The 25,780-nt window shown below is 48.3% G+C and carries 27 protein-coding genes; 12 read left to right on the top strand and 15 right to left on the bottom strand.

Annotated elements, in window-relative coordinates:
- Positions 1-416 precede the first annotated feature (416 nt).
- From K7G97_RS05865 to hflX, 6 genes are all read right to left on the bottom strand, one after another.
- The gene (locus K7G97_RS05865) at positions 417-692 is read right to left on the bottom strand and encodes a GNAT family N-acetyltransferase (protein WP_223041591.1); all 276 of its coding nucleotides are present in this window, start codon (positions 690-692) and stop codon (positions 417-419) included.
- Entirely contained in the window at positions 667-903 is a 237-nt protein-coding gene (locus K7G97_RS05860; RefSeq protein WP_058713286.1) for a (4Fe-4S)-binding protein, read from the bottom strand. Before K7G97_RS05860 ends, K7G97_RS05865 begins: the two co-directional genes overlap by 26 nt.
- 116 nt (positions 904-1,019) lie before the next feature.
- Positions 1,020-2,366 carry a type I glutamate--ammonia ligase gene (glnA, locus tag K7G97_RS05855; protein ID WP_023467759.1) on the bottom strand — a complete coding sequence of 449 codons (1,347 nt, stop codon included), beginning with the start codon at positions 2,364-2,366 and terminating at the stop codon, positions 1,020-1,022.
- Positions 2,367-2,411: 45 nt separating this feature from the next.
- Positions 2,412-2,810, bottom strand: coding sequence for a MerR family transcriptional regulator (locus tag K7G97_RS05850; RefSeq protein WP_023467758.1), 399 nt, complete (start codon positions 2,808-2,810; stop codon positions 2,412-2,414).
- Between the two features lie 140 nt (positions 2,811-2,950).
- Positions 2,951-4,228 (bottom strand): methionine gamma-lyase family protein, encoded by a 1,278-nt coding sequence (locus K7G97_RS05845; RefSeq protein ID WP_223041590.1) that lies wholly within the window; start codon positions 4,226-4,228, stop codon positions 2,951-2,953.
- 2 nt (positions 4,229-4,230) lie between these two features.
- Positions 4,231-5,472 (bottom strand): GTPase HflX, encoded by a 1,242-nt coding sequence (gene hflX / locus K7G97_RS05840; protein ID WP_223041589.1) that lies wholly within the window; start codon positions 5,470-5,472, stop codon positions 4,231-4,233.
- Positions 5,473-5,611: 139 nt separating this feature from the next.
- On the opposite strand from hflX, the gene K7G97_RS05835 reads away from it, so the two are divergent.
- Together K7G97_RS05835 and K7G97_RS05830 are read left to right on the top strand one after the other, a co-directional pair.
- A complete protein-coding gene (locus K7G97_RS05835) occupies positions 5,612-6,583 on the top strand; it encodes a tyrosine-type recombinase/integrase (protein WP_023467755.1) in 972 nt (323 codons plus the stop codon).
- A gap of 29 nt (positions 6,584-6,612) precedes the next feature.
- Positions 6,613-7,017 carry a DUF2283 domain-containing protein gene (locus K7G97_RS05830; RefSeq protein ID WP_223041588.1) on the top strand — a complete coding sequence of 135 codons (405 nt, stop codon included), beginning with the start codon at positions 6,613-6,615 and terminating at the stop codon, positions 7,015-7,017.
- Positions 7,018-7,059: 42 nt separating this feature from the next.
- On the opposite strand, the gene hfq is transcribed toward K7G97_RS05830, so the two are convergent.
- Entirely contained in the window at positions 7,060-7,308 is a 249-nt protein-coding gene (gene hfq, locus K7G97_RS05825) for an RNA chaperone Hfq (RefSeq protein ID WP_023467753.1), read from the bottom strand.
- A gap of 48 nt (positions 7,309-7,356) precedes the next feature.
- Positions 7,357-8,283: a tRNA (adenosine(37)-N6)-dimethylallyltransferase MiaA gene (gene miaA, locus K7G97_RS05820; RefSeq protein ID WP_214724560.1), complete on the bottom strand. Its 927-nt coding sequence runs from the start codon at positions 8,281-8,283 to the stop codon at positions 7,357-7,359.
- A gap of 506 nt (positions 8,284-8,789) precedes the next feature.
- On the opposite strand from miaA, the gene K7G97_RS05815 reads away from it, so the two are divergent.
- Entirely contained in the window at positions 8,790-9,317 is a 528-nt protein-coding gene (locus K7G97_RS05815) for a P-loop NTPase family protein (protein ID WP_223041587.1), read from the top strand.
- A gap of 36 nt (positions 9,318-9,353) precedes the next feature.
- On the opposite strand, the gene K7G97_RS05810 is transcribed toward K7G97_RS05815, so the two are convergent.
- Positions 9,354-10,352 carry an ABC transporter permease gene (locus K7G97_RS05810; RefSeq protein ID WP_023467749.1) on the bottom strand — a complete coding sequence of 333 codons (999 nt, stop codon included), beginning with the start codon at positions 10,350-10,352 and terminating at the stop codon, positions 9,354-9,356.
- Positions 10,345-11,265, bottom strand: a complete 921-nt coding sequence (locus tag K7G97_RS05805; protein ID WP_023467748.1) for an ABC transporter ATP-binding protein — start codon at positions 11,263-11,265, stop codon at positions 10,345-10,347. Before K7G97_RS05805 ends, K7G97_RS05810 begins: the two co-directional genes overlap by 8 nt.
- 126 nt (positions 11,266-11,391) lie before the next feature.
- On the opposite strand from K7G97_RS05805, the gene K7G97_RS05800 reads away from it, so the two are divergent.
- Positions 11,392-12,156, top strand: coding sequence for an SGNH/GDSL hydrolase family protein (locus K7G97_RS05800; protein ID WP_223041586.1), 765 nt, complete (start codon positions 11,392-11,394; stop codon positions 12,154-12,156).
- Between the two features lie 38 nt (positions 12,157-12,194).
- Here K7G97_RS05800 and K7G97_RS05795 read toward each other — a convergent pair whose 3' ends face one another.
- A complete protein-coding gene (locus tag K7G97_RS05795) occupies positions 12,195-12,545 on the bottom strand; it encodes a DoxX family protein (RefSeq protein ID WP_029341233.1) in 351 nt (116 codons plus the stop codon).
- A gap of 207 nt (positions 12,546-12,752) precedes the next feature.
- Here K7G97_RS05795 and K7G97_RS05790 point away from each other — a divergent pair, with 207 nt between their 5' ends.
- The gene (locus tag K7G97_RS05790) at positions 12,753-13,883 is read left to right on the top strand and encodes a S1C family serine protease (protein ID WP_223041585.1); all 1,131 of its coding nucleotides are present in this window, start codon (positions 12,753-12,755) and stop codon (positions 13,881-13,883) included.
- 77 nt (positions 13,884-13,960) lie between these two features.
- Positions 13,961-15,208, top strand: coding sequence for a lysine N(6)-hydroxylase/L-ornithine N(5)-oxygenase family protein (locus K7G97_RS05785; RefSeq protein ID WP_223041584.1), 1,248 nt, complete (start codon positions 13,961-13,963; stop codon positions 15,206-15,208).
- 57 nt (positions 15,209-15,265) lie between these two features.
- On the opposite strand, the gene K7G97_RS05780 is transcribed toward K7G97_RS05785, so the two are convergent.
- Together K7G97_RS05780 and K7G97_RS05775 are read right to left on the bottom strand one after the other, a co-directional pair.
- Positions 15,266-16,126 (bottom strand): DUF4003 family protein, encoded by an 861-nt coding sequence (locus K7G97_RS05780; protein ID WP_223041583.1) that lies wholly within the window; start codon positions 16,124-16,126, stop codon positions 15,266-15,268.
- A gap of 124 nt (positions 16,127-16,250) precedes the next feature.
- Positions 16,251-17,963 carry an ABC transporter ATP-binding protein gene (locus K7G97_RS05775; protein WP_223041582.1) on the bottom strand — a complete coding sequence of 571 codons (1,713 nt, stop codon included), beginning with the start codon at positions 17,961-17,963 and terminating at the stop codon, positions 16,251-16,253.
- A gap of 193 nt (positions 17,964-18,156) precedes the next feature.
- Between K7G97_RS05775 and K7G97_RS05770 the strand changes: the two genes are divergently transcribed.
- Positions 18,157-19,590 carry a C40 family peptidase gene (locus K7G97_RS05770; RefSeq protein ID WP_064300211.1) on the top strand — a complete coding sequence of 478 codons (1,434 nt, stop codon included), beginning with the start codon at positions 18,157-18,159 and terminating at the stop codon, positions 19,588-19,590.
- Positions 19,591-19,678: 88 nt separating this feature from the next.
- A complete protein-coding gene (locus tag K7G97_RS05765; RefSeq protein ID WP_223041581.1) occupies positions 19,679-19,858 on the top strand; it encodes a hypothetical protein in 180 nt (59 codons plus the stop codon).
- 246 nt (positions 19,859-20,104) lie between these two features.
- On the opposite strand, the gene K7G97_RS05760 is transcribed toward K7G97_RS05765, so the two are convergent.
- Complete coding sequence (locus K7G97_RS05760) at positions 20,105-21,295, bottom strand: helix-turn-helix domain-containing protein (RefSeq protein ID WP_223041580.1); 1,191 nt, start codon at positions 21,293-21,295, stop codon at positions 20,105-20,107.
- 120 nt (positions 21,296-21,415) lie between these two features.
- Here K7G97_RS05760 and K7G97_RS05755 point away from each other — a divergent pair, with 120 nt between their 5' ends.
- Positions 21,416-22,684, top strand: a complete 1,269-nt coding sequence (locus tag K7G97_RS05755; RefSeq protein ID WP_262415806.1) for an MFS transporter — start codon at positions 21,416-21,418, stop codon at positions 22,682-22,684.
- Between the two features lie 19 nt (positions 22,685-22,703).
- Here K7G97_RS05755 and K7G97_RS05750 read toward each other — a convergent pair whose 3' ends face one another.
- Complete coding sequence (locus K7G97_RS05750; protein ID WP_223041578.1) at positions 22,704-23,714, bottom strand: LLM class flavin-dependent oxidoreductase; 1,011 nt, start codon at positions 23,712-23,714, stop codon at positions 22,704-22,706.
- Between the two features lie 163 nt (positions 23,715-23,877).
- On the opposite strand from K7G97_RS05750, the gene K7G97_RS05745 reads away from it, so the two are divergent.
- From K7G97_RS05745 to K7G97_RS05735, 3 genes are all read left to right on the top strand, one after another.
- Positions 23,878-24,363, top strand: coding sequence for a pyridoxamine 5'-phosphate oxidase family protein (locus tag K7G97_RS05745; protein WP_223041577.1), 486 nt, complete (start codon positions 23,878-23,880; stop codon positions 24,361-24,363).
- 117 nt (positions 24,364-24,480) lie between these two features.
- Positions 24,481-25,449, top strand: a complete 969-nt coding sequence (locus K7G97_RS05740) for a cation diffusion facilitator family transporter (RefSeq protein WP_223041576.1) — start codon at positions 24,481-24,483, stop codon at positions 25,447-25,449.
- On the top strand, positions 25,446-25,742 hold the full coding sequence (locus K7G97_RS05735; RefSeq protein WP_023467734.1) for an MGMT family protein: 297 nt from the start codon (positions 25,446-25,448) through the stop codon (positions 25,740-25,742). Before K7G97_RS05740 ends, K7G97_RS05735 begins: the two co-directional genes overlap by 4 nt.
- The last annotated feature ends 38 nt before the right edge of the window (positions 25,743-25,780 follow it).

The following is a 25,780-nucleotide window of genomic DNA, read 5'->3' as shown; positions in this document are numbered from 1 at the left end:
AGAACCTATTTCAGATTCACTAGTTATCTTAAGTTTTCAATTAATCGAAGAATGATACGATATAAAGGCGCTTACGAGCGTCTTTTTACTTTTTCATCTTCATCCATATACACACGTGATGTCGTTTCATTAATCATCGTTACGATTGGATAAAGTTTATTGCGTCGAACATTGAAATATCAAAGGTATTTCATATAAACAACCAACATCTTCTTTCGAAGTTTTATCGTCTCTTCATTGACATCAATCTCACGATTATTTCGAAATAGCACAATTGATTTAATGATTAGTGTAACAACGTTTAGATCGCTTAGTCTTTTTAGTCATCAAAAGACGTCTCTTTCGCATACCGCTTAGTCTAACGAAAGAGACGTAAATAGTTCGACACTCAACTTAGATTCATCCGTGGAAACTAATTACATATTTGCAGATATTTCAGCATATTCCGGAGTACGCTCAAACTCTTTTTTCGCAAACGGACATAACGGTAACAGCTTGACGTTTGCTTCTCGTGCCCAGTTGACGATCTCGGCAACGAGTTGTTCCCCAATCTGTTGATTGCGGTGCGCGGGATCGACGTATGTGTGATCAATGATCCACATGCCGTTGTTCGTATCGCTGTAAGTGATTTCTCCAATCACTTCACCTTCCTGATGGGCTTCGATTTTACGTTCCGCTCGTTTCAGCTCCATTTGCTTCCCTCCGTTCGTAAGATAAGGCGCCGCTCGGACAACCGTCGACGACACGCATGACGTCTTCGACCGGCGCCCCGTCCGCTTCAATCCATGGACGCCGCTTGACATCAAAGACAGTTGGTAGACTTTGTACACAATGACCAGAGTGAATGCAGACTTCCGAATCAAAATAGACCGTAATCTCTTTGCCTTCATATCCTTTTTTCATGATGTATCGTCTCCCTTTCTTTGTACTCTTGTATCTTTCCACATCCTTGACTCAATCCCTGTCGGCGCTATGAAAAAAGCACTTCCGGACAGAAGTCCAGAAGTGCTTGAGTTGGATTAGAACAAGACCATGTATTGATCGCGTTCCCATTCCGTGACTTGCGTCCGGAACATATCCCATTCGATTTCTTTCAATTCAACGAAGTGCTCTGCGATGTGATCGCCGAGAGCGTGCATGACAACGTCATCCGCTTTCAAGACTTCGAGTGCGTGGCTGAGTGTTGATGGAAGATCATCAATGCCATTTGCAACACGTTCCGGTTTGTCCATGACGTAGATGTTACGGTCGATTGGAGCCGGTGCTTTCAAGTTGTTCTTGATTCCGTCAAGACCTGAAGCGAGCAATGTTGCAAGCGCAAGGTACGGGTTCGCTGCTGGGTCGACTGAACGAACTTCGATACGAGTCGAGAGTCCACGTGCTGCAGGAACACGGACGAGTGGTGAACGGTTACGTGCTGACCATGCGACGTAGCAAGGTGCTTCGTAGCCAGGAACAAGACGTTTGTATGAGTTGACTGTCGGGTTACAAACCGCTGTGAACGCACGAGCGTGTTTGAGGATACCTGCCGTGAAGGCACGTGCATCATCCGACAATTGCATGTCTTCGTTGCCTTCATCGAAGAAGACGTTCTCGTTGCCTTTGAAGAGCGACATGTTCGCGTGCATTCCTGATCCGTTGACACCGAAGAGTGGTTTTGGCATGAATGTCGCGTGCAAGTTGTGCTTCGCAGCAATCGTCTTGACGACGAGTTTGAACGTTTGGATGTTATCCGCTGTCGTGATCGCATCCGCATATTTGAAGTCGATTTCGTGCTGACCTGGAGCAACTTCGTGGTGTGATGCTTCGATTTCAAAGCCCATGTTCTCGAGCTCGATGACGATTTCTTTACGGCAGTTTTCTCCGAGGTCGACTGGTGCGAGGTCGAAGTATCCACCTTGGTCGTTCAATTCAAGTGTCGGACGACCTTTTTCATCTTTCTTGAAGAGGAAGAATTCTGGCTCTGGTCCAACGTTGAATGATGAGAAACCGAGCTCTTCCATCTCTTTAAGTACCCGTTTGAGCTGACCACGTGGGTCTCCTGCGAACGGCGTGCCATCCGGATTGTGGATGTCACAGATTAAACGTGCAACTTTCCCTGTTCCATCTTCTGTCCATGGGAAGACGACCCATGTATTCAAGTCTGGGAAGAGATACATATCTGATTCTTCGATCCGGACGAATCCTTCGATCGATGAACCATCGAACATCATTTTGTTATCAAGTGCTTTTTCCAATTGGCTTACTGGAATCTCAACGTTCTTGATCGTTCCGAGGATATCTGTGAACTGTAAGCGAATGAAGCGTACATCCTCAGCTTTAGCGATTTTCAAAATGTCTTCTCGTGTAATGTTGCGACGTGTCATGTGACAAATCCCCTCTCCGATTCGTTTTTATATGGTTACAGGTCCTTACTTGAAGAAACGCCCGAGCTCACCTTGGATGAGCGACGTCTTTCCATGTCGTCCTGCTTCCTTCAATTCATTTTTCAGGAGTTTATACAATTCGCCGTCAGATAGTTCCGGGCGCGTCTCGACGACGCTCTCCGCAACGCGTTCGCGTTTGACGAGATCGTTTTCAAAAATCAATTTGATCCCTGCGATATTCAGTCCCTGATCCAGGTATTCCTTGATCGACAACAGACGATCGACATCGTTGAACGAATAGAGGCGACGCTTCGTCTCTGTCCGCTCCGGTTTGATCAGTCCTTGTTCTTCGTAGTATCGGATCTGGCGGGCAGATAACGCGGTCAACTCTTGAACGACTCCGATGGGAAATAGTGGCTTGGACTGGCGTGATGAGTCTGCCATGTGGTTCCTCCTTTTTCCTTACTCCATGAGAATAAACCTCTGTCAGGCAACTTGTCAAGCGATGTAAGAAAAGTTAACACAACTTTTTTAATCGCTTTACATGAAGTCGTTCAGAGGTCTTTTCACGAGATATTCTAGTATTAAACGTTTTTTTCTGGAATTAATTGTTTTTCCATCAAGTGATTGACGGCTGAGATGATGGCAATCTTGACGTGGCTATACGTCAAACCACCTTGGACGTATGCGGTATAGGGCGCACGGATCGGACCATCCGCTGACAACTCGATCGATGAGCCTTGCACGAACGTTCCTGCTGCCATGATGACATCGTCCGCATAGCCCGGCATATAATCCGGAATCGGTAACGCATGTGCATTGACGGGTGAAGCTGCTTGAATCGCCTGACAGAAGGCAATCATCGGCTCCGGCTCATGAAACGAGACCGATTGAATCAAATCCGTCCGTTCTGCCGTATGATGAGGTGCCGTGTCAAAACCGAACTGACCAAGCATACTCGACGTGAACATCGCGCCCATCAACGCTTGGCTCACCGTATGTGGTGCCATGTAGAAGCCTTGGTACATATCCGGAAGTGCGGATAACGACGGGCCGGCTTCGGCGCCAATCCCTGGTGTCGTCATCCGGAACGATGCCCGTTCAATCAAGTCCGTTCGACCGACGAGATAACCACCAGTCTTCGCAAGACCACCACCCGGGTTCTTAATCAACGATCCTGCCATCAAGTCTGCCCCGACGTGAGTCGGCTCGATCATCTCGACGAATTCACCGTAGCAGTTATCGACGAAGATCAGTACGTGCGGATGAACGGCTTTGATGGCAGCAATCGCTTCTCCGATCTCGTTGACCGGCAGACTGCGTCGTGTCGCATAGCCTTTTGAACGCTGAATCCCGACGACCTTCGTCTGTGGTGTGATCCGTTCGAGAACGGCCGGTACGTCGATCGTCTCGGCATTTTTCATCTCGACGACATCATACTGGACGCCCAGTTCCTTTAATGAACCGCGTCCGTCACCACGAATTCCGACGATCTCTTCAAGCGTATCGTACGGTTTTCCTGTGATATAAAGCAATTCATCGCCAGGCAACAGTAAACCGAACAACGCGATACCGATCGCGTGGGTTCCGCTGATGATTTGCGGACGACAAAGACCGGCTTCCGCACCGAAGACATCGGCATAGATCCGTTCGAGCGTATCGCGTCCTTCATCGTTATAGCCGTAACCTGTTGACGGCATGAAGTGAAAATCACTGACCTTGTGACGTCGGAACGCATCAAGGACACGGAATTGATTATATTCCGCGACCTCTTGCGCTTTCTTAACGTACGGGGCAATCTGTTCCTCCGCCCGATCAATGAGCGGACGGAGCGTTTCGTAATGGGTTAATTCTGAAAACATGTTTACACCTCGTATTGTTTCAATGTCGCGTATAGACGCGTATCTTTCCGCAAGTAACCTTTAAGAATGACGGAACCATCTTCTTCGAATGATTCCTTCAAGTTCATCATGACTTCCTTCGCTGGATTATAGTGAGCAAAGGCATTAACCGGAATGCGGATCTCGAGATACTCGAGGATTTCACTGATCGAACGTTCGATTTCTTCAATCAAGCGCTCGATGTCCTGCGGATCTAGCGCAGAAATCAACAGCTTCCCACCTGTGAACAAGCGGTTCAGTTGATCCTTTTTGTTGTAGACTTCGAGCTGTGGTATATCACCGGCACCGAGTTCATCGAGAACATCGTTCGTCGTCTGCATCTGATTCAAGTAATGCTCACTCGACGCATCAACGACGTGGAGGATCAAGTCGGCTTCCAGCACTTCCTCAAGGGTCGAGCGGAATGCTGCAATCAACTTCGTCGGAAGATCTTGGATGAAACCAACCGTATCCGTCAGCAAGACTTGTCCGCCTTCCGGCAAATCAACTTGACGTGTCAACGGATCAAGCGTCGCGAACAACTCATCCTTCTCGTATGTGTCGGCTTGAGTCAACCGGTTGAAGATCGTTGATTTGCCGGCATTCGTATAACCGACGAGCGCGATTTGGAACGTCTGATTCTCTTTACGACGTTCCCGGTAACGAGCACGGTGCGCGACGGATGTCTCGAGTTGTTTCGAGATCTCATCAACGCGACGCCGAATATGACGACGATCCGTCTCAAGTTTCGACTCACCTGGTCCACGTGTCCCGATTCCGCCACCAAGACGTGACAGTTGTGTACCCTGCCCGGCTAGGCGTGGTAACAGATAACTCATCTGTGCCAGTTCGACCTGTAACTTCCCTTCGCGCGACTGGGCACGACCAGCAAAGATATCGAGGATCAACTGCGTCCGGTCGATCAATTTGATCGCTTCCGGATCCGATAAGGCGATCCGAATATTTTTCATCTGACCGGGCGTGACTTCAGCATTGAATATGATTAAATCAGGTTCAAGTTCGTCCGCTAAAGCAACGAGTTCTTCAACCTTTCCTTTTCCGATGAACGTACGGCGGTCAATCGCTTGTCGTTTTTGATCCAAACGACCGACGACGACACCATGCGCAGTCGTGACGAGTGCTTCGAGCTCCGCGACCGATTCTTCATAGACATGGTCCGGGACATCGGGGAGCTGGCAACCAACGACGATGACGCGTTCTGACATAATATCATTCCTTTCACGAGTAAAGACGTACTGCGCCCTTTATCATACCACAGGCACCGGTTCGTCTGAACTTTTTTGGACAGGAAACATTCGTTCGGTTTATGATGGAAGAAACACCATGAGGAAAGGGAGGAAAACGATGGCACGCGAACAGTCGTATACGCTTCCAGAGTTCATTGAACGCTACCTGTTTTATCTAACGACAAGTGGACGGCAACTTTCGACCGTCCGACGCTATCGCTATGATCTCATCGAAGTCCATCGTTATATGACGGATGTCGACCAACCACTCGAGACGATCGACGATTTTAAGGCGATTTCAATCGAGACGTGGAAGACGTTCATCAATGAGTACTTGATCGAAGAGAAACTCTACCAGCAAGCGACGGTCGCTCGAATCGTCACCGTCATCAATCAAGTCAATTACCAGATTCGACAAACGAAAGCGAAGCTGATCGAATACGCACAACCGACGCACGAATTAACGGCAAAACACGTCGCTTCCTTCAAGGAATACGAGCAATTGGTGCGGACGAATCAATCTGATCGTGGCTTGACGGAACATCAATTGAAGGCACGTCCGTTTTTAATCGATCGAAACGAACTGATCCTTCGATTGTTTTATCGCTACGGTCTACGTGTCCATCACATCATTGGTTTGAAGATGCATGACCTCAATTTCGCCCAGCAAGAGATGACCGTCCATGATCGGCTTGGCAATCGTTACCTGCTTCACCTCGAGCGGGAAGATCAAGACATCATGTTGCGTTACTTGAAGACGATTCCGGAACCGGTCCGTCCCCGTTATCACAGCACCGACCCCTTTTTCGTCGCCTTCGACTTTGCTCGGATGACGTTCCGCTGGGTCTACAGCAAAAATGCACCGAAGCAACTGTCGATCGTCATGATCACGAAGATGATGCGTCAGCTGAATGAACGGTCGGATAATAAACGGGTCTTGACGCCGTCGATGTTACGCAACAGTTTTATCCTGAAAACATATCAGGACGAGATGACGAAGGAAGAACGCCTACAGAAGACATGCCTCTATAAGGATGTCTCGCTCCGACGTTATGAAGAGGCGGTTGAGGAGCTAACGCCGTTATTGTAAAAAATCCATTAGACTTGGAAGTGACATGAATGACAATTCGAATGACTTATGATCAAGAAGCAGAAATGGGATATCTATATCTCTTCCCAGAGACATTTACTCCCGTAATTGAAGACACGGACGAGCTAGAAGAAAATGCATTCCTTAGTGTAGACGTTGATCAAGAGGGACGCATCGTCGGAATCGAATTTTTTGATGAAGAGGCAAACGTGATCCGTGACGGTCTTGCCAATGCATTCCTTTACGAGGAACAAGCAGATCGTTTCTCACTCCGATTGCAAAACACGGTTCCGAAAAGCTCGTGTCACCTCCACGGTGTTACGTTCTACTTTGCCGAAACCAATCATACCGGATTCATCGGATTTGATATCCTCGACTTAGAACGATATCCTGTCGATATTCTTCGTACGCTTGCTCAGCCAGCTTATAAATAATGTAGTGAACAAAAAAAGACGACCCCCCGGTCGTCTTTTTCATTAGCGAGAGACTTCTTGCGTCTCTTCTTGTTCATATAACGTCACGTTGCGCGCTGGTGCGAACGTCGAGATCGCATGTTTGTAGATCAATTGCTGTTTGCCTTCCGACTCCAAAATGACTGTGAAGTTATCGAATGACTTGATTAGCCCCCGTAATTGATACCCACTGATTAAGAAAACCGTTGTCGGGACTGCATCTTTCCGTAATTGATTTAAAAAGACGTCCTGAATATTGTATGTCGCTTTCATGATTCCCCGTGCCCCCTCTTTTTATCTGTTTCTGTCTTCGGGCAACTCTTATTTAACCGCTTTCAGAAACTCTACAGTTCTATCATAGATAATTTTGAACGTTTCTTCAAATGAAAACTTTCCCATATCTACCCAAACGCCATCAAATTGATGACGGAACCACGTCAATTGACGTTTAGCGAAGCGTCGTGTGTTTCGTTTCAACATATCAACGGCAGGATCGAGTGGTGCCCCGTCGAGGACTGGTAGCATCTCTTTATAACCAATCGCTTGTAGCGCCTTCGTGTGTCGATACCCGGCAGCGTCAAGACGCGCCACTTCTTCAAGAAGCCCACTTTCGACCATCATATCTACTCGTTGATCGATTCGGTCATATAAGCGATCCCGGTCTTCCATGTGTAGGACGAACAGTAGACTCTCATAAAGTGCCGGCTTACTACCGGTCGTTTGTGTCTGACCGGTCCGCGCGACCTCGATCGCTCGTACGACCCGCTGGATATTATTCGGATGAATCGCTTCCGCACGAACCGGATCGAGTTCCTTCAACTGGTCATGCAATGCATTCGCTCCGTGCGTCGCCGCGTACGCTTCGAGTTCAGCCCGTAAGGCTGGATCTTCCGCCTGCTCGGTGAACTGGTAATCATATAAAATCGAACGGATATATAGCCCTGTTCCACCAACGATGATCGGTAACTTACCCCGACTTGCAATCTCATCAATCGTCGCTCGGGCAACCGTCTGAAAACGCGCTACACTCATCTCATCATCCGGTGTCACGAGATCCAGCAGATGGTGCGGCACCCCCTCCATCTCTTCGGTCGTCACTTTTGCTGATCCGATGTCCATCCCTTGATAGACTTGGACGGAGTCTCCCGATAAGACTTCGCCGTTTAATCGTTTGGCTAGTTCAATGCCCGTCTTCGTTTTTCCGACTGCCGTCGGTCCGACAATGACGATGACTGGTTGTTTCTTCATTTTTCTTCACCCATTCTCTATCTTTTCATTCTGATTCGAGTGTACCACAGCCAATTACTCGGATTAAAAAAATCAACAAAAAAACCGCCCATTCTGGACGGTCCACGTTTGCTCCTCTTATACGCGACGGATGAAATCGTCATAAATGGCACTAAAGATGCACCACCCACAAATGACGACACCTGTCAGCATGATGCCCCAATCTGCCATGGTCGTTCCTCCTCTAATCATCGTTATTCTCTCTTTTGACGGTTTACACAGAATGTAAACCCTTTCGAGCAGGTTTGACACCAATTCTTGGAATCAGTATGATAAAAGTACGATTGGTACGTAGCGCGGAGGCTGACCTGCATCGGCTTCCTATTAGAGGCACTGCCTCTCGATTCCATGTCTTGTGCTTGCACGAGGCGACATAGGGAGAATTCGTTCTTCCAAGCGACAGGTCCGGCATCATGCCCGGGCCTGTTCTGCGTGCCGGTACATTATTTCGAAAGGAGCCGATTGTCTTGCGTATTCAAATCATTGGTGGATCAGGTACCGGAAAAAGTACACTGGGCGCCTTCATCGGACAAGCTGAACAGATTCCCTGGATTGATACCGACCATTACCTTTGGACAGATACGACGTTCACTGAAAAGCGAGACGTCTCCGAGCGATTTTCTATGTATGAAGCAGATATTTTGTCTTACAACGATTACATCGTCTCCGGCTCTGTCTTCGCTTGGCATCCGGATGGTTTCATCGATCGAGACTTGCTTGTCTTCCTGTCGCTCGACGAATCGGTTCGGATGGAACGTCTCATCGCGCGCGAAAAAGCACGATACCCAGATTTTACAGGCTCCAATGAATTCCTTGACTGGTGCCGGACGTATCACACGGCGACGGATCCATCGATGATCGGTACGTTCGCAGAACACCAGTATCAGATGGACCAGTCGATTTCCCCGATTCTGATAGTAGATGCTTCGTTATCGACACAACTTCAGTATCAAAAAATAATCGAGACATACGATCGTTTGTCGCTTCAGCCATGAAAAATGGGTCCCCCTCTATAGGTGGACCCGTTCGTTTTAATACATATCTTTTTGTGTGAAGTTCCAGAACGCAACGATTAGCGCCGCGACCGTCCAACAACCGAGGACGGCAAGGGAGAACGGAAGCGTCATCCCTTCGATTGGTGGCGCTTGTCCATCGAGATAGTTGATCAGTCCGAAATTGACGTTGACGAGATATTTCGAGCTCGTCCAACTTGAACCGAGTGTCGTCAGTAACGTACCGGAAATCAAGACTGCCATCATGATTCCGATCCCTGTCGCTGTGTTTTTGACGAGAACAGAGACCATCAAGGCGATCGTTCCGACGACAGCTGTGACGATCCACGCTAGACCGACTGCCATCAAGAGGTACTCCCACATCGGTAATGTATGCACGAACTCGGTCGAGAACGTACCGCTCGGTGAGGCTTGGAAACCGGTCAAGATCGGTGCGGTCCAGCCGTCATAGCCGAGGACGATCCCGGATATCGCGTAACAGACGGCAACGGTCAATGCCATCAGCATCGACGTATAGAGTAACACCGTCAACCATTTCGCCATCAGGATCTTCCAGCGCCGGACTGGTCGCGACAGGAGCGTCTTGATCGTTCCATCATTTTGCTCCCCACTGACGATATCCGCCATAATGACGATGATGAACAGCGGTAAGATCAGCGTCAATCCTTGCGAGAAGAATATCCGGATGAACGTCGGGGCTCCCGGATAGTTCGGGTTGATGTCGTTATCGAGATAATACTGATTTTGTTTCAGATCGAACTCAAGGAACTGACGGAACTCATCTTGAATACTGCTGGAAGCAAGACGGTTCTGCGTGTCGACGATGTCTTGTTGTAACTCAACCCGCCAATCAAGTGTTCCCTGCTTTTTGATCTGTTCTTGGATGTCTCGGTACTGTGCGTACGTAAACATCGAGACGAGGACGACGAGAATGATCGCAACGACAGCAAAACGACGTTTTGAAGCAATTTTCGTCACTTCATTTCGTACGAGACCGATCATGTTCGGATTACGCAATGTGATCGCCTCCCGTTAACGTGATAAACAGATCTTCGAGCGTTTGGACTTTTCGTTCAATCGTCCAGACTTCGACACCTGCTTCGAGCAGCTGCTTGTTGAGCGCTGGTGTCTTGCTTGCATCCATCAAAGTATGAACTGTATTCGCATCGACGACTTCGGACACTTGGACTAAGTCAGATGCCGATAAAATCTCATTCGCCTTAAAGGCATCGTCAACACGCCAATCAACTCCTGGTGCGAGCGACTCGACTAGTTCCTTGACCGTTCCGACTTGAACGATTTTGCCATAACTCATAATCGCAACTCGATCGGCAAGCATTTCGATCTCAGCCAAGATATGACTCGAGACGAGGACCGACAGTCCCGTTTCCTCGACGAGCCGGCGGATGAATTGACGTAAATCCCGAATTCCCATTGGATCGAGACCATTCGTCGGTTCGTCGAGAATCAAGACGCTTGGTCGTCCGAGTAACGCTTGTGCGATTCCGAGACGCTGCCGCATCCCGAGCGAGTATGTCCGGACTTGATCGTCAACACGCGCCGTCAAATCGACGAGATCAATGACTTCCTGAATCCGTGCCTCATCGACATTCGGTAACATCCGGGCAAAGACTTGTAGATTTTCGCGCCCTGTCAAATACTTATACAACTCCGGATTTTCGACAATTGAGCCGATTCGCTCCATCGCTTGGACGAACTGTTTGCGAACGTCGAAGTCACAGACCGTGATTTTACCGGACGTCGGTTTAATCAAGCCGACGAGCATCCGGATTGTCGTCGTTTTCCCAGCCCCGTTCGGTCCAAGGAAGCCAAAGACTTCACCTGGTTGAATCTCAAACGAGATATTATCGATGATCGTCTTTTTTCCGATCACCTTTGTTACACCTTCTAATTTCACTGTTGGTTTCACGTCTCTCACCTCTTATTGTCTATTCTAGCGGAATAATGAATCATTTGACTTGTCAGAACACTTCATTTCCGCACATTCTTTCAACTTTTGCTACAATCATGTTAGAACCTAGAAGGAGGAACGTTCATGAAGCGATTACGCTGGCCCCTGTTTTTAACCGTCTCACTCGTTTTGACGGCAATCTTTGGATACGGCTTCGTCAGTGCCTATAGTGACGTCGTCAACCCACCAAAACGTGCCGTCCTGACACCTACGAAGGAAGAACCTGTCAAAAAAGGCGGGACGTACGTCGCGCTTGGTGATTCCTTGACACGTGGTGTCGGAGCATCAAACGGCAATAGTTACGCAGCAATCGTCGGTCGCGATCTTGTCAAAGATAACACAGTCGAGCGCTTCCAGAATCTTGCCGTCAGTGGTGCCCGGACGGAAGATTTACTGAAACAACTCAAACAAAAAGAAGTCCTACGCTCAATCGAACAAGCAAAAGTCATCTCGGTGACGATTGGCGGAAATGACTTATTCAACCGTGGTGAAGGCGTCGCAAACTTCAATGCGAAGAAGACAGCCGAAACCGTCACGACGGCCCAAACGAACTTGAAAAAGACGTTCAGTATCCTACGAGAACAAAATCCGGATGCTGTCATTTTCTACGTCGGGCTCTATAATCCTTTCCGCGCGACGGAAAACGGTGAAGCATTCGATGCCATCGTTCAAGATTGGAATGCAAAATCGCGGACGCTCGGTATCGAGTACGATGTCGAGATCATCGACACATTCAATCTCGTGCGTGACGTCAAACGTGATTTATCGAGTGATCAATTCCACCCGAATGATTCTACCTACGAAGAGATCGCAAAAGCTTCCTTACTTGCTGTCAACAAACGTTTCTAACAATAAAAGCCGCCATTTAGGCGGCTTTTTGTTCCGATTCATTTCAGGCGTTTCGCAAGAGAGACGAGTCCCCATTGGAGCGGCAACCGTGTCCAAAGCAACCAAGACGGAAGACGTTTTCCATTAATCGGCTTCGGATTGACTGCCATGTTGACGTTTGCGGGTAAGACTGCATATAAGAAGGCAGGAAGCGTCTTACGGACGAGGTGCACCCCTTTTCCTGTCAACAACATGACACCGTAAGCGATTTCGATGACACCTGTCACTTGAACGAAAAAGCGCTTGAACGGAATGAACGACGGCATGATGCTGACGAATCCCTTTTCATTGCGGAAATGACCAACTCCCGCAAACAGTAATCCTGCTCCATAGACTAGACGCAATAGCATTATGTTTCACACTCTCTTTCTGTTAATGAAATATATGTTCGAGACAGCTTCAGTGTATCGAACTGACCTGATTATCTCAACTTTTAGAAATTGTCGTCGAATTATGGGGAATGATGAGTCATTTCGGAATGTCTCCCGTAATCAGTGAAGAGGTTGTTTCATTTGCTATGATGAAATCAGAAATCATACAGAGAGGAATGATGACTTATGGCTGGAAAAACGAAAGTACTTTTACCTGGATTGACTGGAGGCATCATCGGCGCGGTCTTGACGGCTACGGTTGCCTTTCCGATCCTACTCGATCAAGAACAACAGGTCGCTGATACCCCACTTTCAAATGGTATGCCAAAACAAGTCTCAACGACGACGAATGATCCGGTGACGAACGCAGTCGCCACGGCTCAAAAATCTGTCGTGACCGTAACGAACTATCAAGCGGGCAACTCGATGTCGCAACAAGAAGCAGCAGCTGGTTCAGGGTCCGGTGTCATCTATAAGAAAGAGGACGGCAAAGCATACATCATTACGAACCATCACGTCGTCGACGGGGCATCAAAACTCGATGTAACGTTGAATGACGGCAAGACGCTCTCGGCTAAACTGCTTGGTAGCGACGAAACCTATGACTTAGCTGTGCTTGAAGTGGACGCAAGCGATGTTCCGGGTGTCATCACACTCGGAAAATCAGCGGACTTAAAAGCCGGACAAACCGTCCTCGCAATCGGTAACCCGCTCGGTGAGTTCCAAAACTCCGTCACACGCGGAATCGTCAGTTCGAAAGACCGGACCGTACCGGTCGATACGAACAGTGACGGACAAGACGACTTCAATACGACAGTCATTCAAACGGATGCTGCCATCAACCCTGGTAACTCAGGGGGTGCTTTGATCAATGAACAAGGACAACTCGTCGGAATCAACTCGATGAAAATCGCTGAGTCTGGTGTTGAAGGCGTCGGCTTCAGTATCCCGATCGATGATGCATTACCAATCCTCAAACAGCTTGAAACAAACGGTAAAGTCGAGCATCCGACGCTCGGTGTATCCTTACAAGACGTCGCGGCGTTCCCTGCTGGCTATCTAAAAGACCAAGTCAAACTACCAGACAGTCAAAAAACAGGTGTCGTCGTCATGTCGGTCGAACCGAACAGTCCAGCTGCTGCGGCTAAACTGAAAACAGGTGATGTCATCACGAAAATCAATGACTCCGAAATCAAAGCATTCGTTGACATCAAAACGGCACTGATCAAATCAGATGGACCGCTTTCTTTGACGATCATCCGTGATGGGAAAACGATGACGGTCGAAACCAAAACAACGACGACCGACCAGCTGTAAAGCTTCAGCCTGACGTTTCGTCCGCCTTCCTTTTCGGGTATTGTTTTAGAACAATATCGAATTGGGAGGCTTTTTCTATGTATGATTTAATCGGCATTGGCATTGGTCCGATGAATTTAGGATTGAGTGCACTTGCGCATCCGACAGATTTAAAGACGTTATTTTTTGACGAAAGCGAACAATTTTCCTGGCATCCCGGCATGATGATTCAGGACTCGATGATGCAGACGAGCTTCATCTCCGATCTCGTCACACTCGCCGATCCGACAAGTTCGTTTTCCTACCTCAATTACTTACGATCGATTCACCGTCTCCACACGTTTTACTTCTATGAAAAACTTCTGATCTCAAGACAAGGTTACAACGATTACTTACGCTGGGTCGCGACACAACTTGAAGATCTCCGCTTTTCGACGCGCGTCATCGACGTGCAAGACACCGGTGATAGTTTTGAAGTCCTCGTCGAAGATGTCTCGACCGGTAAACGCGAAACGTTCGAAGCACGAAACGTCGTCATCGGCACTGGGTCAAAACCCGCCATCCCGGATACGTTTGACGAACGCGTCATCCACAATACGCAATATGTCATGAACAAGGCAGATTTACTTCAGCGCAACAAAATCAGCATCGTCGGCTCCGGTCAAAGTGCCGCCGAGATTTTCCTTGATCTCTTGACGACGCCTGCTCCAGAGCGTCCTGAACTCGAGTGGATCGCGCGTTCGACACTGTTTGAGACACTTGAGACCGGCAAACTCGGAGAAGAAATTTTTTCACCGAGCTACGTCACGTACTTCAACCAACTTCCACTCGAAGTACGACAAGAGTCGGTCAAGAAGTTTGCTCGCTCTCAGAACGGTATCAGTCCGGAGACGCTTCAATCAATCTACGCCCATCTCTATGATTTGACGGAAGAGGAACAACGACAGGTCGCGATCCGCGCAAATCTCGAAGTAAAAGAGATTACGTATGATGAGCGGTTCACGATTGCGATGCAACATCAAGAACTTGAGGACGAGCGCTCGTCTGAAACAGATGCCGTCATTGCGGCAACTGGTTTTTCGCCATCCCTTCCGAGCTTCATCGACCGACTTGATATCGTGTTCGAAGCACCGAATGCCTGGAAAGTCGATGCCGACTACCAAATCGTGCGTTCGGTCGAGACAGCCCATCATCTGTATGCAACCGCTAATTTAGAATTATCACACGGTCCGGCTGCGGATAATCTTGGTATGTCCGTCTCGCGGAACCAGTTGATCTTAAATGCGGTCGCTGGTACGGAACTGTATCCGGTCGAGCGACATGCGACGTTTACGACGTTCGATTAAGTCACTAAACCAAACGAACGAGGAATGGCGCGCGCCACTCCTCGTTCGTTTTTCGTTTTACGGTTTTTTCGTCAACTCTAATGCAGCCAGCAATAACAACGTGGCTTGAACGCGTGTCACACCTGTTTTAGCGAGCAACAAATGAAAGGCAATCAACCAGTTGACCTCGTCTGAAAATCGATTCCGTGCCCGCTCCCGGTCGACGATCCGGGTCACGTAAATCCAGTCGACACGTTCCACCGAAGGTAACAACGCAAGAATCGGCATTAAACGATCCCAGATGATGATTTCTCTTCGCTCTAACAGTTCCCGCCACGCAATGATTCGTTCCTGTTGCGCTGAAGGATCTGGATGCGCCGCTAAGATTTGCGCCGTAATGACACGTTCACTCGTCCGTTCCATATATTGCGCGAGCCATTCTTCCGATGTATCGACACACTCTAAAAATTCCTCTGGTAATGGCTGCTGTTCAAGCAAGGTCGATGTCACGACGTACTGTTTCGCGGCATTCAAATGAGGTCGTGTCGCATGTAATCGTTCCATATAAGGGAACGCATCAATTCCTTGTCGACGGTTCAGCACTTCGTTGAGTGCAAAAAATGGGCGAACTCCTTTATCACGAATCAAGCGATGTTTAATCTTCTTTTCCGCAACGATGATTTCTTCGATGAGAACATCGGGATCTGTGCTATTCAATTGAACATGGGCAACAAGCAACGGTGTATAACGACTCCGAAGTGCTGAAAAACGCGACGTCTTATGTTTGATCGTCCGCATCAGCCGTTCGTAGACAGTTTGTTCAAAAACGGTATCATGAATCGTGTAGGACAGTGCAAAAAAACGATGGAAATCATGTGACGATTCCTCCCGCAAGACGGGATAACTCTCATCATAATTCTCACAGAATTGACCGTACATCCTTCCACCTCGCCTTCTTTTCTATAAATCGTTTTCCCTAAAATTGGCTTGTACAACCTTATTTTTAGACGAACAAAAAAAGGCGACAGAACATGTCCGTCGCCTCTCATTCTTTCAATTCGATTCAAACTCGTTGTCTCTCTAACAGACGGGAGAAGTAACCACCTTGATCCATTAGTTCATCATGCGAGCCTTCTTCGACGATGCCGTCCTTCGTGACGACAAAAATCTTATCGGCATTTCGAATCGTTGCTAAACGGTGGGCGATAACGAGCGTCGTCCGGTTCTCAGACAGTTCGGCAAGCGATTCTTGAATCAGTGCTTCCGTTTCCGTATCAAGCGCAGACGTCGCTTCATCAAGAATCAGAATCGGCGGGTTCTTAAGGAACATCCGCGCAATCGCGAGTCGTTGCTTTTGTCCACCCGACAATTTGAGTCCCCGTTCGCCGATTTGTGTCGCATACCCATCAGGTAGATCCGCGATCATCGGGCCGAGATGGGCACGTTCTGCCGCTTGCACGATGTCTTCGTGCGTCGCATTCAGATCACCGTAGGCGATGTTTTCAGCGATCGTTCCTGAGAACAAAAAGACATCCTGCTGAACGATCCCGATTTGTTGTCTCAGAGACTCCTTCGTCATCTGCCGGATATCGATTCCGTCAATCGTGATTGCGCCATCCAGAACATCGTAAAAACGTGGAATCAACGAACAGATCGTCGTCTTCCCTGCTCCCGATGTTCCGACGAACGCGACGGTCTGACCCGGTACGACTGTCAGATTGATATTCTCTAGAATGAGACGATCGGCTTCATAACCGAACGCGACATCCTTGAATGTGATGCCACCGTTCAACCGATCAACGACGAGTGCGTCTGACGCATCTGGAATCGATGCATCCTCATCAATCATCGAGAGGAAACGTTTGAAGCCAGCCATCCCTTTTGGATACATCTCAAGTAATGCGGTGATTTTGTCGATCGGCTTCAGCAAGATGTTCATATAAAGAATGAATCCAACGAGCTCTCCGGCCGTTAAAGTGCCACGATACGTCAAGTAGGCACCGACGACTAAGACGGCAAGCGTCATCAAACGGGTCGTCAAGTAAATGCCGGATAGACTCTTACTCATGACCTTGTAGGCATTGATTTTCGACTGCCGGAACGTCGCGTTGTCTTTTTCAAAACGCTCGATTTCGTAAGCTTCGTTCGTGAATGACTGAACGACACGGACACCAGAGACACTGTCCTCGACACGTGAATTGACTTCCGCGATGTTACCATACATCTGGTCCCACGATTTATTCATCCGAACGTTCGCATAGCTGATCAGCCAGATCAGGAATGGTACGGCGATGATTGTCACGAGTGCAAGTGGCACATTGATTGTCAACATGATCGAGAACGCACCAAGCAACGTCATGACGGCAATAAAGGCATCTTCCGGACCGTGATGGGCAAGTTCCCCGATATCAAACAAATCGTTCGTGATCCGACTCATGATATGCCCCGTCTTCGTATTGTCGAAGAAACGGAACGACTGTTTCTGCACATGACTAAACAATTGGCGACGCATATCGGTCTCGATATTAATCCCAAGCTTATGTCCGAAATAATTGACGACGAACTGCATCAACGTACTGATGATGTAGAGTGCTAATAGTCCGACGCTGACGAGGATGATCCAGTTCATCTCACCGTTTGGCAACAAGGAGTCGATGAACCACTGGACAGCGAGTGGAAAAGCAAGTTCTAAAACCCCGACGAATAAGGCAGATATGAAATCGAGCCAGAATAATCGTTTGTGCGGGATATAATACTGATAAAAACGGCGTAACATGTGTAGCCTCCTTCCGAGTACTTCTAGTGTACTTGAACTTTTTTGAAAATACTCATTCTACCTATTCGTTTTTTGAAAAACGGTATTACAGTTTTCCAGACAAAAATTATATTTTTAAATTAGGGAAATCAGCGCTTTTTATGACAAAATGGTAACAACGATTTTACCTATCTATTGGAAGGAGCTATGTCACGTGAAAAAGACTGTTCTCGCCCTCACGACGCTCGCTTTGATCGGTACCACGGTTCCGGTTTCAGCCGCGTCAACGACACTGACTTTGACGGATAACGTCAACATTCGCACGGCTGCCTCGACTTCCGCGAAGGTCATCACGACGCTAAAAAAAGGTACGAAGCTGACAGCTGTCAAGAAAGTCAACAGCTGGTATGAAATCCGCTATCAGTCGAAACCAGCCTTCATCACTTCAGCATATGTCAAAGCGACGACGGAAAAGGCTCCAACAACTACGACTTACATAACGAATACCGATGCCGTCAATATTCGCCAAAAAGCAACGACAAGTTCGAAATCACTCGGAAAACTAGCAAAGAATACAATCTTATCTGTTAAGAAAAAAACAGGAGATTGGTACCAAATCACGTATAAAAAGCAAACAGCCTATGTCCATGCGACGTTAGTCAGCAAAAAGACGTCGAACGTCACGACGGATTCAAAACCACCCGCGACGACTCCCGTCAAAAAAGTCGTTAAAGCGGTTGATCGCTCGAAAGTCTACACGGTCAATGCGAAGGAAGGCTTGAACGCACGGACTGCTGCAGCGACGAACGCAAAAATCTACAAGACATTACCGCATCAGACGGTTCTCGATGTCACAGGTGCCGTTGATTCGTGGTACCAAGTCAAGCTTGACGGAAAAGAAGCATATGTCGCTTCGACCTATGTCAAAGCTTCAACAAAAGCATCACCACCAACAACACCAACGACTCCCGGAGTCTCTTTGACGCCGGTTGATGCCTCGAAGACGTATCGCGTCAATGCCCCAACCGGACTGAACGTCCGTACGTTGCCTTCGACGTCGTCTAAAGTCTTCACACAAGTCGGACACGGTTCGACAGTCAATGTCACGGGTGAAACGACAGGAAAAGATAGCGGCTGGTACCAGATCAAGATTGGAACAGGTCTCTACTATGTTGCGAAGAGTTACATCACGACGGGATCCGTCACGACGACGCCTCCGGTCACTCCAACGACACCTCCTGTGACGACCGTTCCTGGTTCAACATTGATGGAACGTGCGATCTCGATTGGTCAACAATATCTCGGTACACCATACGTCTGGGGATCAAGCAGCCCCGTTAATGGTGGATTCGACTGCTCTGGATTCGTTAACTACACGTTGAATGCCGCTGGCTATGCAGTCGGACGAACGAACGTCAACGGCTACTGGAACGATGATCGGTATCTCGGAGCGAAGTTATCAAAATTACGTCAACCGAAGCGTGGCGATATCATCTTCTTTGAAAACACATATGCCGCTGGTCCAACGCATATCGGGATCATGCTGAACAACGATCAGTTCATCCATGCCAACACACCGGCACTCGGCATCAGCCGTGTATCGGAACGCTACTGGACGCAAAAACTATTAGGCTTTAAATCACTTTAAACTTTTCTTATCCACCCCTCGGGGTGGATATTTTTTTGTCTGACCACCCTTCTTTGGGATATACTGGATATGGAAAGGATGTGTCTGCATGTCTTATAAAACACTGTATGTCCGTTTACTCTTTCTTGCCTTATTGATTTTTGGTGGCTCGATGCTCTTGCATTATATCCAGACGGGAGACGTCTATATCGGTCACTTGATCGTTTCCATCCTTGCATGCGTCTTATTGATTTTCAGAAGAACGACATCCTCACACGAACAGGGCTGACTCAAAAAAAGAATGACGCGTCTTTTCACGCCCTTTCCTCAGGCGAGACACAAGCCAGTTTTCCTGCTTTATTGATGAAGCAGGAAAGCGGGTCTTGTTCGTCTCTGACAACGCATAAATGCGTTTTTCCTGTAGGAGTAGCGTGTGACGCGTCATTCTTTTTATTACGAGGTAAGGGGGACGGATTGATGATCTGTTCCCCTTATCTTTGTAGAGACTGACTTTTGAGTCAGCCTCGTTTTTTTGTCATTGAACCTTAACCAATGCTTGTATCTCTCGCTCAAGATCGCCTTTGAGGCGTTCGCTTTGAAGATCATCCTTCAATCGAATGACATCCTCCAGCCGTTCCTGACCAATCCCTCGTTGCATCGCTAGTACGAGCGTCTGTAACATCATCGCTTGGTCAAATCCACTCGCGGCAAGCCACGCATCTTGCATCTCCCATATCTTATCGACGCTCTGCTGAAGCGTCTGATTCGGTAATTCGATGCCGTTCACAAGGAGGTGGACTTCGAGTTGTCCGATGTAATGTTTCGCGTCGTCGATCGCCACAGTGACGAGTTTTTCCCATGCCATCTGCATGCCGTCCGTATCGTTTTCAAAAATCGCGATGAGTCCTTTCGTCAAATCGACTTCGATTCGTCCGACGGCAGTCGTTTCACTAAATGCAAAAAACTGCTCCAATCGATCAAACTCTTGCCGTGATTGTTCGATTTCCCCTTCTAGATATAAAAACAATCCGAGGAAACGTTGAAACGAAATGACATGATAATAGACATCTTGCTCCCGCATATACTGAACTCCTTCACGCAATAAGGCGATTGCTTCTGTATAGTGATCATCGAACAAACTTGCTCGAAGTGCACGCAAGATTTGGAAATTTAAATAGGTTTTTGGCGCAAGTGGAATCTCACGTGGTACATCCATTGCTTCGATCAGCTCGTACGCTTCCTTCGTCCGTTTAAGATTGAACAAAAAATAGACTGTCGAGATCTGAACGAGCAACTGCTCATCTTGGCGACCGAGCTGTTGAAAAATTCGCTCTGCTTTCTCGTAATAAATCAAACCAAGCTCCGGGTTAGACGCTCGGAGGGCATCGCCGTATTTATGGTAGACCTGCCCCTGCCAATAGGAAGTCGTTTCCGGAACCAAGTAAGGTTCTAGAAGTTCCTGAATTTTTTCGTCTGAAAAATATGGGGTACGCCGTGAACGGATTGTTTCGATGAGTTCCCGCATCTGAACATCCCGCGGATCGAGCATTAATTCTTCGACTGTCACCTGTAATCGCCTAGCAATCGCCTGTAGTGCGGGCACTGACGGTGTCGCTTTCCCGTTCTCGACCATACTGAGCATCGACTTCGTGATGATACCGGTCGCAACATCCGTTTGCGTCATTTTTTTCTGTTTTCGGATCTGTTTGATACGTTCCCCTAGCACACTGGTCACTCCTTTTATCATAAAAGTTAAATTATATTGAACTTTATCTTTACATTTTTCTTCCACTCCTTTATTCTACACTAAAGTTCAATAAAATTTAACTCTAAAGGAGTGAACATGATGTCATTTAATTTAAAGCGTGTTTTATTCGGAAAGTTTTGTTCGTTGTTCGCAGCTAGTCTCTTTACGTTCGTCGCCGGACTGACCGTCTTACGGGAAACATCGTCTGGTTTTCAGTTTGCGCTCGTCCTGCTTGCAGGATCAGTGCCACGGATTTTGCTCTCACCGGTCGCTGGTGTCCTCGCCGATCGTTGGAACCGGAAACGAATCATCGTCATGACCGAAAGCTTAAGTGCACTCGTCTTGTTTGGACTTTTGCTCTATTCGCTACAAGCCCCTCTACATACCGTTCATTACATCGTCGCGAGTGTCCTCTTGACGAGCCTGTCGACGTTCCTGTCCGTCACCTTATCAAGCTCGTTACCGCGACTTGTAGCAGAAGAGGAGTTACAACGCGGGAACGCGCTCTTCTCAACGATTCAATCGACCTCAACGATCACTGCGCCACTCGTTGCGGGATTGCTTATCGCCGCTGTCTCCATCACGCAATTCTTGGTTTTACCGTTTCTCTTGTTTGCTTCTGCTGCCTGGTGGAATAGCCGCCTCCGCTTTCTTGCAGTGGATACTTCTCCTCTGGCTACTACCGATACGCCGTCTTTCGTCTCGGAGTTTAAAGAAGGCTACCGCTATCTGTTCCGTCAACCGGTCTTGACGACACTCGTCCTGATGGCGATCGTCCTGAACTTCTTTTTTGTCGCTTTCGAAATCTTGTTACCAATCATTTTGCTCGATCGACTGCAATTCACACCATTTCGGTTTGGACTGGTCGAGTCCGCACTAGGTGCCGGTCTTCTTGTCGCTTCGTTGCTTCTTGCCTTACCTCGCTTTACGGTGAAACGTCCGTTACGCACGATATTCGAGTCGCTCTTTTTAATCGCCTCTTGTTACGCACTTCCTGCACTTGCCCTACTCGGCTACGTTCCATCTGCTCTACTACTACCTTTTTTCATGATTCTATTGTTCATCGACGGCATGCTCGTCTTACGGATGAACATTCCACTACAGCTCATCGTTCAAAAACAGACCGATCCGGCTTACCTCGGACGTGTCATCGGTGTGCTGGAATCGATCGCGATGGCGATGATGCCGATTGGTACCTTATTGTTTGGTTTACTCAGTGATCATGTATCTATCATCGTACTACTTGGAGTCGGTACAGTCGGCTTATTCGGTGCTGCATCATTCGGATTCCTTCGCCTTCGTAAAGACATCTTATCCGAGAGCATTCCTGTAGCAGACGCAAAAAACACGTCCTCCCTCACTTCGTGAGAAAGGACGTGCGTATCGGTCAGACCGTCGCTTTGACGGCATCCATGATTAATTTTAATGATTGTTGTTTTGCTTCCTTGTCAGCGATCATCGAAGCGATCATTACTTCGTCTGTGCCGTAGGAATCAGCGAGCTCTTGCAATTGTTTGGCAACGGATTCCGGGTTACCAACGATCATCCGCTTCCGGTTTTCAGCGATCCGGAATTGGTCTTGGAACGTATACTTATACGCTGCTGCCTCTTCTGGAGTTGGCGTTCCTGTCGACGAGACCCCTTTTTCCAGTAAGAGTAGTGACAGATCCAGGCTTGAAGCTAACCGTTCTGCTTCTTCCGTCGTTTCAGCACACGTCACGAAAATCGAGACGAGCGTTTGTGGTGTCTCATTGAATGACGTCGCCATGAAGTTATGACGATAGTAGTCCATCACTTCTTGTCCACCTTGTCCATTGATGAAGTGAGCAAAGGCAAAGCCGAATCCGCGTTGCGCGGCGTTCAAGGCACTACCACCACTTGATCCAAGCAACCAGCCTTCTGGTGTCGTATCGACTTCTGGTGTTGCGACGAGCCCCGCGAACCGGTGTCCGGCAGGTGCCCCGTCTTTCAAGTAATCGACGAGATCATCGAGTTGTTCGCCGTAATCGGCTCCACCAAAACGTGGCGACGATCCTTCTTGCAACGCACGTGTCGCAAGCGGCATACCGCCCGGTGCCCGACCGAGTCCAAGGTCAATCCGGTTCGGTGCAAGACCTTCAAGGACACGGAAGTTCTCTGCGACTTTATAGGCACTGTAATGCGGCAACATGACACCGCCTGAACCGAGACGAATCTGTTTCGTCACAGCCGCCATGTAAGCAATCAAGACTTCCGGGCTTGAACCAGCCAGTGTTTTCGCGAAGTGGTGCTCGGATACCCACAGGCGATGGTAGCCGAGTTCGTCCGCGATTTTTGCGAGCTCGACTGTTTCGTGTAAGGCATCAGATGGGGATTGTCCTTTAGAGACCGGGGATTGGTCTAAAATACTAAGTTTCATGTATGTCTCTCCTTTTTCTTTCGAATGCGTACCTACACTGTACGCCTCCTCGTTGTACGGTGCAACGAAACTGCTTCTTTCCGTCATGGGGACGTTTTCATTTTGAAATTCAGGGAACAATGCCTAAGTGAGCATAAAAATCTAACGAATGAGGTGGAGTCACATGTCAACCCATACTACGAATCAAGAAGCAGTCGAAACGGTCAAGAAACTGATTGATAAAATCGAAACAGCGATGCTGACAACGGTTTCAGCAGAAGGACTCGTATCGCGTCCAATGCAGACACAGGATATCGAATTTGATGGCGACCTCTGGTTCCTCACTTCAAAAGAAACAGACAAGTACCAAGAACTACTTAAGAATCCGAGTGTCAACGTCGCGTACGTCGACAAATCATACGTCTCGATTCGTGGGACAGCAGAACTCGTCGAAGACATCGAACGAAAGAAAGAGCTTTGGAGTCCACGCTATGAAGCATATCTTGGAACGACATACGAAGATCCGAAAGTTGTCTTAATCAAGGTCAACACGGAAGCTGCTGAATACTGGGAAACGGGAAACACGACGAAGTCCGTCAAACAAGTATTGAAGAAAGTCGTCGGCAAAGACGATGAGAACGAAATCAATAAAACAGTCGACTTGTCTTGACGAGTTAAACCCGCGCTACTTGCGTGGGTTTTTTCATGTGAAGATAGTCGTTTTTCTCAAAATGATGTAACATAATAAAATGAACTAATACGTAACTTAACTAAAAGGAGTACAATCATGGGAGAATTTTTTACATTATTACGCCGGGGAAACCGGTCGGCGCTGACGGCAGGCATCGTTAACTCCGTCATCGCCATCATCAAGGCAATTGCCTACGTCCTGACGGGAAATGTCGCGATGTTCGCGGAGATGATGCATACGCTCGGGGACGCTGCCAACCAATTTTTCGTCTTCATCGGTTCTGCCCTCAGTAAAAAGGCACCGACGAAACGATTCCCGAACGGCTTCGGTCGTCTCGTCAATCTCGTCTTGCTGGGCGCCATCCTCTTCGTCGGCATCATGGCGTACGAGACGATTCATGAAGGGATCGCCCACATCATCGAACCGACGGAATCAACTGGCTTTTGGATCACCTTATCCGTTTTATTCGCAGGTGTCGTTTTGGAGAGTGGCGTTTTCGTGAAAGCGATGCAAGAGATCGCACACGATGCGAAGTTAGACTCGAAAGGACCACGCTTGATTCTTGACAGCTTCCGCTCACTCAAGCAAGCAAAACCCGCAACTCGCCTTGTGTTTCTGGAAGATTTGGTCGCAACGGCTGGTGGCGTCGTCGCGATGATCGCCGTCATCATCTCGCATGTGACACCGTTCCATCAAGCAGAAGGAATTGCTTCGATCCTAATCGGACTGATGATGTTTTACGTCGTCGGAAATGTCTTCCTGCAAAACGCAGCTGGTGCACTGGGTGAAGCCGATGAGACGATGGCAGCACGTCTCGGCGGACTGATCATGAAGGACCCTGACGTCAAGGACATCAGTAAGCTCGAAGTCATTAAGGAAGGCGATCATTTCCACGTCGAAGTCGAGATTGAAGTCGATCCGGCGTTGACGATCGCACAAGCGGACGACATCAAGGACCGTCTCGAACTCCAGATTCGCCTGCAGCAAGGCATCATCGATGTGACGATCGGCTTTGATGAAGACGATAAGATTCAACAGTATGTCGTCGCTTCTGACGAGTCATGACACCGTTCACGCAAGATGTCCTGACCATCATCCGTTCGATTCCTGCTGGTCGGGTCATGACGTACGGGCAGGTCGCTCGACTCGCCGGTCATCCGCGTAGCGCCCGACAAGTAGCGCGGATTCTTCACAGTATGAGTAAGACGGAACGTCTACCATGGCACCGCGTGCTTGCTGCTGGTGGAAAACTATCGCTTGAAGGCGATGAACAGCGACTGGCGCTTGAAGCAGAAGGGGTCGAGTTCCTCACCGCCCGTCAACTCGATTTATCGCGTTATCAAGTCAAAAGTGAATAGATACAACAAGAGAGGGATGACCGGTTCGCAGACCAGTC

The organism is Exiguobacterium acetylicum, assembly GCF_019890935.1.
Taxonomy (GTDB): domain Bacteria; phylum Bacillota; class Bacilli; order Exiguobacteriales; family Exiguobacteriaceae; genus Exiguobacterium_A; species Exiguobacterium_A abrahamii.
The sequence above is the reverse complement of the archived record's forward strand: the minus strand, read 5'-3'. Positions and strand labels throughout refer to the sequence as shown.

Coding starts and splice junctions, on each gene's coding strand:
- K7G97_RS05865 (WP_223041591.1), bottom strand. CDS start 692: ATGGAGCTGAAACGAGCGGAACGTAAAATCGAAGCCCATCAGGAAGGT.
- K7G97_RS05860 (WP_058713286.1), bottom strand. CDS start 903: ATGAAAAAAGGATATGAAGGCAAAGAGATTACGGTCTATTTTGATTCG.
- glnA (WP_023467759.1), bottom strand. CDS start 2,366: ATGACACGTCGCAACATTACACGAGAAGACATTTTGAAAATCGCTAAA.
- K7G97_RS05850 (WP_023467758.1), bottom strand. CDS start 2,810: ATGGCAGACTCATCACGCCAGTCCAAGCCACTATTTCCCATCGGAGTC.
- K7G97_RS05845 (WP_223041590.1), bottom strand. CDS start 4,228: ATGTTTTCAGAATTAACCCATTACGAAACGCTCCGTCCGCTCATTGAT.
- hflX (WP_223041589.1), bottom strand. CDS start 5,472: ATGTCAGAACGCGTCATCGTCGTTGGTTGCCAGCTCCCCGATGTCCCG.
- K7G97_RS05835 (WP_023467755.1), top strand. CDS start 5,612: ATGGCACGCGAACAGTCGTATACGCTTCCAGAGTTCATTGAACGCTAC.
- K7G97_RS05830 (WP_223041588.1), top strand. CDS start 6,613: ATGACAATTCGAATGACTTATGATCAAGAAGCAGAAATGGGATATCTA.
- hfq (WP_023467753.1), bottom strand. CDS start 7,308: ATGAAAGCGACATACAATATTCAGGACGTCTTTTTAAATCAATTACGG.
- miaA (WP_214724560.1), bottom strand. CDS start 8,283: ATGAAGAAACAACCAGTCATCGTCATTGTCGGACCGACGGCAGTCGGA.
- K7G97_RS05800 (WP_223041586.1), top strand. CDS start 11,392: ATGAAGCGATTACGCTGGCCCCTGTTTTTAACCGTCTCACTCGTTTTG.
- K7G97_RS05795 (WP_029341233.1), bottom strand. CDS start 12,545: ATGCTATTGCGTCTAGTCTATGGAGCAGGATTACTGTTTGCGGGAGTT.
- K7G97_RS05790 (WP_223041585.1), top strand. CDS start 12,753: ATGGCTGGAAAAACGAAAGTACTTTTACCTGGATTGACTGGAGGCATC.
- K7G97_RS05785 (WP_223041584.1), top strand. CDS start 13,961: ATGTATGATTTAATCGGCATTGGCATTGGTCCGATGAATTTAGGATTG.
- K7G97_RS05780 (WP_223041583.1), bottom strand. CDS start 16,126: ATGTACGGTCAATTCTGTGAGAATTATGATGAGAGTTATCCCGTCTTG.
- K7G97_RS05775 (WP_223041582.1), bottom strand. CDS start 17,963: ATGTTACGCCGTTTTTATCAGTATTATATCCCGCACAAACGATTATTC.
- K7G97_RS05765 (WP_223041581.1), top strand. CDS start 19,679: ATGTCTTATAAAACACTGTATGTCCGTTTACTCTTTCTTGCCTTATTG.
- K7G97_RS05755 (WP_262415806.1), top strand. CDS start 21,416: ATGTCATTTAATTTAAAGCGTGTTTTATTCGGAAAGTTTTGTTCGTTG.
- K7G97_RS05750 (WP_223041578.1), bottom strand. CDS start 23,714: ATGAAACTTAGTATTTTAGACCAATCCCCGGTCTCTAAAGGACAATCC.
- K7G97_RS05745 (WP_223041577.1), top strand. CDS start 23,878: ATGTCAACCCATACTACGAATCAAGAAGCAGTCGAAACGGTCAAGAAA.
- K7G97_RS05740 (WP_223041576.1), top strand. CDS start 24,481: ATGGGAGAATTTTTTACATTATTACGCCGGGGAAACCGGTCGGCGCTG.
- K7G97_RS05735 (WP_023467734.1), top strand. CDS start 25,446: ATGACACCGTTCACGCAAGATGTCCTGACCATCATCCGTTCGATTCCT.